This is a genomic window from Pseudomonas sp. EU05-FHT14B02, assembly GCF_058791055.1.
Genome location: NZ_JBYTDD010000029.1, coordinates 37,576 through 50,688, shown reverse-complemented (window position 1 = coordinate 50,688; position 13,113 = coordinate 37,576). Strand labels below are relative to the sequence as shown.

Annotated in this window: 4 protein-coding genes; 3 read left to right on the top strand and 1 reads right to left on the bottom strand. The window is 63.3% G+C overall.

The window, feature by feature from the left end; genetic code table 11:
* The first annotated feature begins 88 nt into the window (after positions 1 to 88).
* Positions 89 to 1,072, top strand: a complete 984-nt coding sequence (locus AC3WTM_RS23255) for a GlxA family transcriptional regulator (RefSeq protein WP_102671075.1) — start codon at positions 89 to 91, stop codon at positions 1,070 to 1,072.
* A gap of 125 nt (positions 1,073 to 1,197) precedes the next feature.
* Here the strand turns inward: AC3WTM_RS23255 and AC3WTM_RS23250 are convergent, their stop codons facing one another.
* Positions 1,198 to 2,721: a family 2 encapsulin nanocompartment cargo protein terpene cyclase gene (locus AC3WTM_RS23250; RefSeq protein ID WP_102671076.1), complete on the bottom strand. Its 1,524-nt coding sequence runs from the start codon at positions 2,719 to 2,721 to the stop codon at positions 1,198 to 1,200.
* A gap of 198 nt (positions 2,722 to 2,919) precedes the next feature.
* Here AC3WTM_RS23250 and AC3WTM_RS23245 point away from each other — a divergent pair, with 198 nt between their 5' ends.
* The gene (locus AC3WTM_RS23245; RefSeq protein WP_102671077.1) at positions 2,920 to 3,654 is read left to right on the top strand and encodes a thioesterase II family protein; all 735 of its coding nucleotides are present in this window, start codon (positions 2,920 to 2,922) and stop codon (positions 3,652 to 3,654) included.
* A gap of 170 nt (positions 3,655 to 3,824) precedes the next feature.
* Positions 3,825 to 13,061: a non-ribosomal peptide synthetase gene (locus AC3WTM_RS23240; protein WP_102671078.1), complete on the top strand. Its 9,237-nt coding sequence runs from the start codon at positions 3,825 to 3,827 to the stop codon at positions 13,059 to 13,061.
* Positions 13,062 to 13,113 lie beyond the last annotated feature (52 nt).

Here is a 13,113-nt window from a genome sequence, read left to right as displayed (position 1 = left end):
GGTTTTTTTCTCGTGAAGTGGGTGGACGGTTTGACTCTAGGCTCGTAGGCTTTGGCGCACACGCCAATATCCCCACGAATTACGCCAAATGTCGAAAACCATCCATGTACTCGCTTTCGCCAACGTGCAAATACTCGACGTCACCGGGCCGTTGCAGGTTTTCGCTTCGGCCAACGACATAGCCCGCCAGCAAGGCCTGCCGCCACCCTACGCACCGACCGTGATTGCCAGTGGCGGCGGGGCGGTGATGTCGTCGGCGGGGTTGGCGCTGTTGACCGAACCGTTGCCGGATGAGGGTACTGATACCCTGATCATCGCCGGTGGCTGGGGTGTTTACGCAGCGGCGCAAGATACGCAGTTGGTCGCCTGGGTGCGCGAACATGCCCGAGGCTGCCGACGGGTTTCCTCGGTATGCACCGGTGCGTTCCTGCTGGCGGCCAGCGGCTGGCTCGACGGCCGGCGCGTGGTCACCCACTGGACCCGTTGCGAGCAACTGGCGCAGCAGCATCCGCAACTGCACGTCGAGCCCAACCCGATCTTCATCAACGACGGCCCGGTCTGGACATCGGCCGGGGTGACCGCCGGCATCGACTTGGCATTGGCCATGGTCGAAGAAGACCTAGGGCGCACCGTGGCCCTCGAAGTCGCGAGGCAACTGGTGGTGTTTCTCAAACGTCCGGGTGGCCAGTCGCAATTCAGCGTGACCCTGTCACTGCAACACGAAGGCAACCGATTCGACGAACTTCACGCCTGGATCAGCGAAAACCTGGCCCAAGACCTTGGCATCCCGACCCTGGCCTTGCAGGCCGGCATGAGCGAACGCAGTTTCGTGCGCCACTACCGCGCTGACACCGGCCAGACCCCGGCCCGGGCCATCGAACTGATCCGCGTCGAAACCGCGCGGCGTTTGCTCAGCGATACCGGCGTGCCGATCAAACGGGTGGCAGTGCAATGCGGCTTCGGCAGCGAAGAAACCCTGCGCCGCAGTTTCCTGCGGGCCATGGGCGTGACGCCGCAGGCTTATCGGGAGCGGTTTTCGGTCAGGGTTGGTGCAGATACAGTCGAGCGTTGAACCGTTTTTTTACCTGAGTCCGATGCAATTGCCCCACCGATCCCGACGGGTCACAGCCGACTTTGTCGTCGGCGTTGATTATTTCCAGCGCCACGCCACCGAGGCACTTGTCGGGCAGGTAGAATTCATGTCTGGTAACGACCACTGTGTCTATGCCACTCCAGACTGCCCGCCACCCAGTTTTTCACCCCGGCCAGATAGCGCTTGAGCAGCGGTGAGGCGTCCGCGAGCACCTCTTGTTCGGCGGCTTCATACAGGCGCACCACTTCATCATGAATTGCGACACTCTGCTTCATGGCGTGCTCGATCGAGCAGCCCGGTTGATTTGCCAACAGTAATGGCAAATTGAAGTCACCGACTTGAGCCCGGCTTTCCTTGGGGGCCGAGTACAGATCATTGGCGATGATCGTCGCACTGGCAGCGAGTGTCGTGACTCGCCGCACAGCTGGCGAGGAGTAGACATTGGCCGGCAATTCATAGCCACCGATGATGTCGATCAACGACATGCAAGGCAGGAAACTATTGATCTGGCGCTGGGCCAGGTACTCCCAGAGGGCAGGGGTAATGCCATTGATGCGCCAGGCGGCTTCGGCAGTCATCGTGACGAACATGGCGATGATTTCATGGCGGACCCTGGCGACCTGGGCCGGCGTGGCGAACTCGGTGACACGCGTCATGTACGCGCGCAGGCCGACCAGCACGGGGTCGCTGGCCAGGGCCAATTCTAGATCCGCGCGATGAGGTTCGATCAGGTGCGCGGGTTCGAGTGCGGCGAGTGCGACGGACAGCCTGGGACCAACCAGTGCCGGTATCGATCCGGTGCTTTCGTCATCGCAATAGTAGTCATCCACGGCGAACAGTGCGGCGATGCATTGAGCGGATAAAAGCAGGCGATCCGGATCGTCGGTGTCAGTGTGGCACAACATGGCGAAGCGCCCGAAACCCGAGGCGAGAATCTTTTGCTGCTGGCCGGCAAAGATGCCGGTTTCTACAATCCAGCGCATGAGCCGGTCATCGACCTCTGAGGCGAGCGCTTCATCGATCCGACATGGCGCAGGGCAATGCAGTGGAGGTACATGCCATTGTGATCCTGTCGGGCTTCGCAGCGTGGCATTCAACGCAAGGTCATGCCATTGCTGTACGCCGTTCAGGTGAAATATCTCGAAGATCTTCAGAAACCATGCGGTGAACGTCTGCGGGGCTGCGTCGATGGCCGCGAGAATTTGCGAGAGTGCCAGCCATTGCCAGCTCAGGGCCTCATCGGGGTTGGCGACCGGGTCCGTGTCGCAGATGCCTGCGAATATATGATCGTATTCATGCTCGATCAGATCGTCGGTAACGGGTTCGTGATAAAGCAGCGTCGAAACTTTGATCAGTCTGCAGGTCAGTCCCATTTCTTCGCGCAATCGCCGTTGTGCTGCGGCGACAGTTCGTTCGCCCGGGCGAGGATGACCGCAACAGGTGTTGGTCCAAAGTCCTGCGGAATGGTATTTGCCAAGTGCACGCTGTTGCAGTAGCAAACGCCCATTGCGATCGAAAATAAAAACGGAAAATGCGCGGTGTCGCAGGCCTAGGCGATGCACCTGCATTTTTGGGGCGTGGCCGGTCTGGCGGTCTGTCGGGCTGACCAATATCAGAAGCTCTTCCATAGCAAGACTCCATTATGTCTTCGCTACTGGACATGACTGCGGACCAGACTTCGTAGTGAACGTCAGACTTGTGGTTGTGTGAATCAAAAATCTAGTTCAGCTGCGGTACCACCGCAAGCGGGGAAGCAGAAGCGCATTCGACTAATTCCCCTCGGCGCTCATCCGTTTTCCAGACAGACAACTCTCGAGGAAAGCCCGGTGACCCCGCTGACATTGCTGTGCCTGCCCTATTCGGGCGCGAGTGCCATGGTCTATAGCCGTTGGCGGCGAAAACTGCCGGAGTGGCTCAAGCTGCAACCGGTGGAACTTCCGGGGCGGGGCGCGCGTTACGGTGAGCCCTTGCACACCGACATGCGTCGTCTGGCGCTGCAATTGGCCCAGGAACAGAAAGCCACGCTCAAGACGCCGTATGCGTTGTTCGGCCACAGCATGGGGGCGCTGCTGGCCTGCGAGATGGCCCATGCATTTCGCTCGCTGGGTTGCCCGGAGCCGGTGGCGCTGTTCGCCTCGGGCACCGCCGCACCGACGCTGCGCGCCGATTACGACCGTCAGTATGCCGAGCCGAAAACCGACGCCGAACTGATCGAGCAATTGCGCACCCTCAACGGCACCAGCGAAGAGATCCTGGCCAATGAAGAGTTGATGAGCCTGACCCTGCCGGTGCTGCGCGCGGACTTCCTGCTGTGCGGGCGTTTCGAGCCGGTGCAGCGCCCGTTGCTCAGGTGCCCGGTGCACGTGCTCGGCGGCAAGGCCGACCGCGCCACCACCGAACAGTTGATCGGCTGGAGCCAGGAAACCCGTGGCAGTTTTTCGGTGGACATGCTCGCGGGCGGGCACTTCTTTATCCATGAGCAGGAAGCGAAGGTGCTGCGGGTGATCAAGGATCAGCTTGAGGTGCATCATCGGCGGCATTCCATGGCTGCCGTGGGTTAACACCACTCCCAAATTTCACCCGCTCCCACAAGGGGGTGTGATGTTCTTGTAACCCGCGCTCTACCGCCCTCCTGATACTTGTTCCCATCCGCTAATTTTTCCCGCCTGCATTCGTTTTATAGGGACGACGCGCCCTTGCGCCTGCTGCCTACTGATGCGGATGCCGATAGATGAATGCTGAAGACTCCTTGAAACTCGCTCGCCGGTTTATCGGGTTGCCCCTGGAAAAGCGTCAAATGTTCCTTGCGGCCTTGCACAAGGAGGGCGTGGATTTCGCCCGTTTTCCGATTCCGGCCAGCATCGAGGCTGAGGATCGCCAGGCGCTGTCGTACGCCCAGCATCGCATGTGGTTTCTCTGGCAACTGGATCCCCAAAGCGGTGCCTACAACCTGCCGGGCGCGGTGCGGCTGACCGGTCGCCTGAACCTGTCGGCGCTGGAACAGGCGTTCGCCAGCCTGGTGGCGCGGCATGAAACCCTGCGAACGGTGTTCGCTCGTCAGGCCGATGACAGCCTGTTGCAGGTCCCTGCCACCGCGTCGCTGGTCATCGAGCAGGTGGATTTCAGCGCACTGCCCGCCGAGGAGCGCGAACGTGCCGTGGCTGAAACCGCCGAACAGCAATCGGTACTGCCGTTCGATCTGTCGACCGGTCCGCTGCTGCGGGTCACCGTGCTCAAGCTCGCAGGACAAGAGCATGTGCTGTTACTGACCCTGCACCACATCGTCTCCGACGGTTGGTCGATGAACGTGCTGATCGACGAATTCATCCGCTGCTACGACGCCTTCGATGCCGGCACGCAACCGCAGCTGACGCCGCTGCCTATCCAGTACAGCGACTACGCCCTGTGGCAGCGCCGCTGGCTGGAGGCGGGTGAGCAGGCGCGGCAACTGGCGTACTGGCAGGCGCAATTGGGCGATGAACATCCTGTGCTGGAACTGCCGCTGGATCATTCGCGCCCGGCGATGCCGAGCTATCGCGGCACTCGCTACGAATTCGCGGTCCAGGCACAACTGGCCGAGCAACTGCGCAGCACCGCGCAGAAGCACAACATCACCCTGTTCATGCTGTTGCTCGGCGCTTTCAACACTTTACTGCATCGCTACACCGGGCAAACCGACATCCGCGTCGGCGTGCCCATCGCCAACCGCAACCGCGCGGAAATCGAAGGCCTGATCGGCTTCTTCGTCAACACCCAGGTGCTGCGTACCCAACTGGACGGCCAGACCCGGGTCGACGACCTGCTGCGCGCCATCAAGGAAACCGCCCTTGGCGCCCAGGCCCATCAGGACCTGCCGTTCGAGCGCCTGGTCGAAGCGCTGAAACTGGAGCGCAGCCTCAGCCACACGCCACTGTTCCAGGTGATGTACAACCACCAGCCGCATGTAGCCGACATGGCCTCGGTCAGCACCGCGTCCGGCCTGGAGCTGGGCAGCATCGACTGGCAAAGCCGCACCACCCAGTTCGACCTGACCCTCGACACCTGGGAAAAAGGCGGCAAGCTGCACGCCGCGCTGACCTACGCCAGCGACCTGTTCGAGGCCGATACCATCGCGCGCATGGCCCGGCACTGGACGCGCCTGTTGCAGGCGATAGTCGACGACTCGACACAAAAAGTCGGCGAGTTGCCGATGCTGACGGTGGATGAGCAGCAGGTGCTGGTGCAGGACTGGAACCGCACCGCCGAGATCTATCCGGTCGAGCAGTGCATGCACCAGTTGTTTCAGGCCCAGGCCCGACGTACCCCCGGCGCGCCGGCACTGGTGTTTGGCGATCGTCAGCTCAGCTACGCGCAACTCGACGCCCGCAGCAATCAACTGGCGCACTGCTTGCGCGAGCAGGGTGTCGGCCCGGATGTGCTGGTGGGGATCTGCGTCGAGCGCTCACTGGAAATGGTCATCGGCCTGCTGGCGATTCACAAGGCCGGTGGTGCCTACGTACCGCTGGACCCGGAATACCCGGCTGAACGCCTGGCCTACATGATCGAAGACAGTGCGATTGGCCTGCTGCTCACCCAAAGCACTTTGCTCGGCGCACTGCCCACCGAAGGCGTCAAGGTCATTGCCCTGGATCAGGAGCAAGACTGGTTCGACGGCTACAGCGAGTCCTGCCCGCCAGTTGAAGTGCATCCACTGAACCTGGCCTATGTGATCTACACCTCCGGTTCCACCGGCAAGCCCAAAGGCGCCGGCAACAGTCACGCGGCGCTGGTCAACCGCTTGTGCTGGATGCAGCAGGCTTACGGGCTGGATGGCAGCGACTCGGTGTTGCAGAAGACCCCGTTCAGTTTCGATGTGTCGGTGTGGGAATTCTTCTGGCCGCTGATGACCGGCGCGCGCCTGGTGGTGGCGCCACCGGGGGCGCATCGTGAACCGGCGCGGTTGATCCGCCTGATCGGTGAGTACGGCATCAGTACGCTGCACTTTGTGCCTTCTATGCTCCAGGCGTTCATCCACGAGCCGGGTGTCGAGGCGTGCGCCGGCCTCAAGCGCATCGTCTGCAGCGGTGAAGCCTTGCCGCTGGATGCCCAATTGCAGGTGTTCAAAAAGCTGCCGAGTGCCGGGTTGTACAACCTTTACGGCCCGACCGAGGCGGCCATCGACGTCACCCACTGGACCTGCATCGACGAAGGCGCCGACAGCGTGCCCATCGGCCGGCCCATCGCCAACCTGCGCACCCATGTGCTGGATGCACAATTACTGCCGGTTCCGGCCGGCGTGGCAGGGGAGTTGTACCTCGGTGGCGCCGGGCTGGCGCGCAGTTATCACCGGCGTCCGGCGCTCAGCGCCGAGCGTTTTGTGCCGTGCCCCTTCCATGACGGTGCGCGTTTGTACCGCACCGGCGACCGCGTGCGGCAGCGCGCCGATGGGGTGATCGAATACCTCGGGCGCCTCGACCATCAAGTAAAATTGCGCGGCCTGCGCATCGAACTGGGGGAAATCGAAACCCGGCTGATGCAGCATGCGTTGGTGCGTGAGGCCGTGGTGCTGGTACAGGGCGGCAAGCATCTGGTGGCGTATCTGGTGCTGGAAAACGCCAGTGCCGACCCGCAGTGGCCACAAACCCTCAAGGCCTGGCTGCTCGACAGCCTGCCGGAATACATGGTGCCCACCTACCTGATGCCGCTGGACGCCTTGCCGGTGACCGCCAACGGCAAGCTCGACCGCAAGGCTTTGCCGCCGCCCGACGCCACGCCGCAACAGGCATTCGTTGCGCCACAGGATGCGATGCAGATCGCGCTGGCGCAGATCTGGCAGAACGTATTGGGCGCAGAACGTGTGGGCCTCGAAGACAATTTCTTCGAGCTCGGCGGCGACTCGATCATTTCCATCCAGGTGGTCAGCCGTGCCCGCCAGGCGGGCATTCGCCTCAGCCCGCGGGATCTGTTCCAGTACCAGACCGTGCGTAGCCTGGCGTTGGTCGCGGCGTTCGACAGCCGCAGCACTGTCGATCAAGGCCCGGTCAGTGGCGAGGTGATCCTGACCCCGGCACAGCATTACTTCTTCGAACAGGCCATCGCCCAGCGTCAGCACTGGAACCAGTCGCTGCTGCTGACGCCCCGGGACGCGTTGAGTCCTGAGGTGTTGGAGCAGGCCTTGGTTACCGTCATCAACCACCACGACGCCTTGCGCCTGCGCTTTAGCGACGCTGCCGAAGGCTGGCAGCAGCGCCATACAGCGCCAGTCGAGTCAGCTGGATTGTGGCAGCGTCGGGCGTCTTCGAGCGAATCCGTGACCGCCCTGTGCGATGAAGCGCAACGCAGCCTCGATCTGGCGAACGGGCCGCTGCTGCGCGCCTTGCTGGTCAGCCTCAACGATGGCAGTCAGCGCCTGTTGCTGGTGGTCCATCACCTGGCGGTGGACGGGGTGTCATGGCGGGTGTTGCTCGAAGACTTGCAACAGGCTTACCGGCAAGTGGCGCTGCCCGAGAAAACCAGCGCCTATCAAGCCTGGGCCGCGCATCTGCAACAGCATGCCGGCGCCTTGCCTGGACAAATGCCGTACTGGCAGGCGCAACTGGCGGACGCCCGGGACCTGCCGTGCGACAACCCCCAGGGCGGCTTGCAGCAGCGCCACGGGCACAAGATCGAATCGAAACTGGATGAGGAACTGACCCGCCAGTTGCTGCAACAGGCGCCAGCGGCCTATCGCACCCAGGTCAATGATCTGTTGCTCACGGCGTTGGCGCGGGTCATCTGCCGCTGGAGCGGGCAGGGCTCGACGCTGATCCAGCTGGAAGGCCACGGCCGCGAAGACCTGTCCGACGACCTCGACCTGAGCCGCACCGTCGGCTGGTTCACCAGCCTGTTTCCGGTCCGCCTGCAACCCGAGGCCGGGGTGGCAAATTCGATCAAGTCGATCAAGGAGCAACTGCGCGCCATTCCCGGCAAAGGCCTGGGCTATGGACTGCTGCGCTATCTGGGCGAACCGGCGCAGCGCCAGGCCCTGCAAGACTTGCCGGCGCCACGGATCACCTTCAACTACCTGGGGCAGTTCGATCGTCAGTTCGACGACGCCGCGCTGTTCGTCCCGGCCCCGGAAAGCGGCGGCCAGGCTCAGGGCGACGATGCACCGCTGGCCAACTGGCTGACCGTGGAGGGCCAGGTCTATGGCGGGCAGCTCTCGCTGCAATGGGGCTTCAGCCGTGACATGTTTGCCGAGTCCACGGTGCAACGACTGGCCGATGCCTACACCGAAGAACTCAAGACGCTGATTGAACATTGCTGCGCGACAGCGCCAGGCCAGGTTACGCCGTCGGACTTCCCGCTGGCGCGCATCACCCAGGCACAACTCGATGCCTTGCCTGTTGCGGCGCCGGCCATCGAGGACGTTTACCCGCTGACGCCGATGCAACAGGGCATGCTGTTCCACACCTTGTACGAACCCCAGGCCGAGGCCTACATCAATCAATTGCGCCTGGACATCCAGGGGCTGGAGCTGGCGGCATTCGGCCGGGCCTGGCAGGCGGCGATCAACCGACACGACATCCTGCGCAGCAGCTTCCACTGGCTGGGGCTTGAGTGCGCGCATCAGGTGATTCATCGCCAGATCGACCTGCAACTGCAAGTGATCGAAGCAGCCGACATCGACCTCGATGCACTGGCCGCCGAGGAGCGCAGCCGTGGCTTCGAACTCAGCACCGCGCCATTGTTCCGCCTGCTGCTGGTGCGTCGGGGCAGTGAAGGCTGGCACCTGATCCATACCAGCCATCACATCCTCACGGACGGCTGGAGCAACGCGCAGTTGCTCGGCGAAGTGATCCAGCACTATGCCGGCCAGACGTTGGCCAGGCCGTTGGGGCAATACCGCGACTACCTCGGCTGGATTCAACAGCAGTCGCTGCTGGCCGCCGAACAGTTCTGGAGACAGGCGTTGGCGACACTGGAAACGCCGACGCTGCTGGCGCAAGCCTTGCCGACGCCTGCCCATGGGTACGGCATGGGTGAACATCAATTGACCCTTGAAAGCGCCGCGCTACAGCGCCTGAGCGATTTTGCCCGCCAGCAGAAAATCACCCTCAACACCTTGCTGCAAGGCGCCTGGGGCCTGCTGTTGCAACGCTACACGGGCCAGTCCTGTGTGGCGTTTGGCGCAACGATTGCCGGACGCTCCGCGCCGCTGCCGGGCATAGAGCAGCAGTTGGGGCTGTTCATCAACACCTTGCCGATCATCGCCGCGCCGCAAGCGGGGCAGTCGGTGGCCCAGTGGCTCAACGACCTGCAAGCCCTGAACCTGAGCCTGCGCGAGTTCGAACACGTGCCGCTGTACGACATTCAGGGCTGGGCCGGGCAACAGGGGGCGCTGTTCGACAGCCTGCTGGTGTTCGAGAACTTCCCGGTGGCCGAAGCCCTCAAGCAAGGGGCGCCGGCGGGCCTGACCTTCGGTGCGCTGCACAATCACGAAATCACCAGTTACCCGCTGACCCTGGGCATCGAAGTCGGCGCCAGCCTGCGCCTGGATTTCAGTTTCGACCGAACCCGGTTCAGTGCCGCGCAGATCAGCCAGTTGGGCGCCAGCCTGTTGCAGGTGCTGGAGCAGTTCGTCGCACAGCCACAACAGGCATTGGGCGCGGTCAGCTTGCTGGATGCACAGGCGCAAGCAATGGTGCTGGCGTGTTCCCGTCCGCCGGCGCCGCCAATCGATAGCCCGTTGTTGGCTCATCAGCGGTTTGAGCAACAAGCGGCACGCACCCCCGATGCGCTGGCGGTGATGGTCGGTGACGAGCGCCTGACCTACGCCCAGCTCAATGCGCAAGCCAACCAGCTCGCCCATCGCCTGCGTGCCCAGGGCGTGGCGCCGGGGCAGCGGGTGGGCCTGTCGGTGCGGCGCAATGGGCAGATGATCGTCAGCCTGATGGCGATCCTCAAGTCCGGCGCCGGTTATGTGCCGCTGGACCCGGATTACCCGGCCGAGCGCCTGGCCTACATGATCGAAGACAGCGGCATGGACCTGCTGCTGGCGCAACCGGGCCTGCTGGCCGATGTAGCGCTGCCGCAAGGTTTGCCGCGCCTGGCGCTGGAGCCGGGCGCAGACACCGGGTATTCCACCGACAACCTGATCAACCTCGCCAGCGCCGAAGACCTGGCCTATCTGATCTACACCTCCGGCTCCACCGGACGCCCGAAAGGTGTGTGCCTGGCCCATGCCGCACTGCGCGAGTTTTGCGTGATCGCGGCGCACTATTCACAACTCACCCCGCAAGACCGCGTGCTGCAATTCGCAACGTTCAGCTTCGACGGCTTTGTCGAGCAGTGCTACCCGCCATTGTGCGTGGGCGCGGCGCTGGTGATGCGCGGCGATGAACTGTGGGGCACCGACACCCTCTATCGCCAGATCATCGAGCATGGCGTGACCCTGGCGGATTTGCCGGCGGCGTACTGGTTCCTGCTGTCTCAGGAGTGGGCCGCGCACCCGCAGCGGGACAAGGGGCGTTTGCGTCAGGTCCACGTCGGCGGCGAAGCCATGTCCCTCGAGGGCCTGAAGCTGTGGCACGCCGCCGGTCTGGGCGATGTGCGCCTGCTCAACACCTACGGGCCAACCGAAGCCACGGTGGTGTCCAGTACCCACGAATGCACACTGGCCGATACCCGCAATCACATTGGCGTGCCCATCGGCAAAGCCCTGCCGGGGCGTGCGCTGTATGTGCTGGACAGCGAAGGCCACCTGCTGCCGACCGGTTGCGTCGGCGAATTGTGCATCGGCGGCGACGCCGGCCTTGCCCAGCGTTATCACCAGCGACCGGGCTTGAGCGCCGAACGCTTCATCGCCGATCCGTTTTCCAGCACGCAGGGCGCACGGCTTTACCGCAGCGGCGACCTGGCGCGCTATCGCGAGGACGGTGCGCTGGAGTACCTGGGACGCATCGATCATCAAGTGAAAATCCGTGGTTTCCGGGTTGAGTTGGGTGAGCTGCAAGCGCATCTGCAAGGCTTGCCGATGATCAGCGAAGCCGCAGTGCTGGTGCATGAAGGCGTTGGTGGCAAGCAATTGATCGGCTACGTAGTGCCGGCCAGTGATGAATGGCTGAACTCGGATCCCCGTCAACTCACCGACACCGTACGCCGCGCCCTGGGCGAGCGCCTGCCGGACTACATGCTCCCGGCGCAACTGGTGTTGTTGGCCGCGTTGCCGCTCAACCGCAACGGCAAACTCGACCGCGCCGCGTTGCCGGCCCCGCAGGTCTGGGAGGCCGACGTCGGCAGCGCCCCGCAAGGCGCACTGGAAATCGAACTGGCGCAGATCTGGCGGCAGGTGTTGCAGGTCAATCGCGTCGATCGGGAAAACAGCTTCTTCGAACTGGGCGGGCACTCGTTGCTGGCGACGCAAATCGTCTCGCAGATCCGCCAGCGCCTGGGCCTTTCGGTGAGTTTGCGCAGCCTGTTCGAACACCCGCGCCTCGAGGATTTCGCCGCTCAGGTGCAGGCGCTGCAACACAGCTGTGAGCGCCCGGCGCTGGTGGCGGATACCTCTGGCGAACGCCAGCCGTTGTCCTTTGCCCAGCAGCGCTTGTGGTTCCTGTGGAACCTGGAGCCGGACAGTTCGATGTACAACATGCCGGGTGCCTTGCGCCTGCGCGGCGAACTGAACCTCGATGCCCTGCGCCGAACCTTCGAAACCCTGGTGCAACGTCATGCCGTGTTGCGCACCACCTTTTACGAAGAAGACGGCCAGGCCTGGCAGCGGGTGCACGGACAATTGCCGTTGAGCTTCGAGGCCAGCGACCTGCGGCATCGACCGGCGCCGGACGTCGAAGCGCAGCAACTGGCCCGCGAGGAGGTCGCCCGGCCATTCGACCTGCGCCACGGTCCGTTGCTGCGGGTGCGGGTGCTGCGGGTCGCGGATGACGAACATGTGCTGTTGCTGACGGTGCACCACATCGTCGCCGATGACTGGTCGTTCCGCGTCCTGATCAATGAGTTCGTCAGGCTCTATCCAACCCTCAACCGTGGCCAGACCCCGCAACTGCCGGCGCACAGCGTGCAGTACGCCGACTTCGCCAAATGGCAGCGCCAGTGGCTGGAGCAGGGCGGCGAGTTGCAGCGCCAACTCGACTACTGGCAGCAGCGCCTTGCCGAGCCACAAGCGGTGCTCGAGTTGCCCGCCGATGGCGACCGGCGCACGGCGCAAGAAGGCGCCAGTGCTCATTTCACCTTCAGCGCCGAACTCAGCCAGCAGGTGCGCGACTTTGCCCAACAGCGCGATCTGTCGCTGTTCATGCTGCTGCTGGCCGGTTTCACCCTCGTCCTGCGCCAGCGTACCGAGGTCAGTCGGGTGCGTATCGGCACCGATATCGCCAACCGAAATCAAGCCGAGCTTGAAGAAATGGTCGGCTTCTTCGTTAACCAATTAGTACTGCAAGTGGAGGTCGATGCCGAGCAGTCGGCGGCGCAGTTGCTGGAGGCCTGTCGCCGGGCGGTGCTGGAGGCTTCGGACCATCAGGACCTGCCGTTCGAGCGTCTGGTGGAAGCCTTGCGCTTGCCGCGCCGGGCCGGCCGTTCGCCGCTGTTCGACATCAAGCTGATCTACCAGGAAGGCGTCGGTCGCTTGTCGTCGATGGAGGGCCTGGAGGTCGAGGACTTCCCGTCCGGGCGCCAGGCCGCCGAGATCGGCATGGTCGCCGCGTTCTACAACGATGCCGAGCACATTCACCTGAGTTTCGAAACGCCGGTGGGCCAGTACCTGCCGAGCACGCTGGAGTGTTTGTTCGAACAGATTCAGGCAGTGCTCGAAGCGCTGATACGGGATGACGGGTTGCAGGTTGGCGAGTTGCTGAACCTGGCCGGCGATGTCCAGCGCCTTGCCGATGCGCGCTTGAGCGAGCAACGCAAGGCGTTGCTCGGCGGCGCCATGGCGATCAAGCGCCGCTCGGCGAACCGTGGCGCACCGGTAACGCAATCCGCGGCGGACTGATTCAGTCGGCGGCGCCTTTGAGCGCCGCCGTCAACATTTTCTGGAGGGGTTT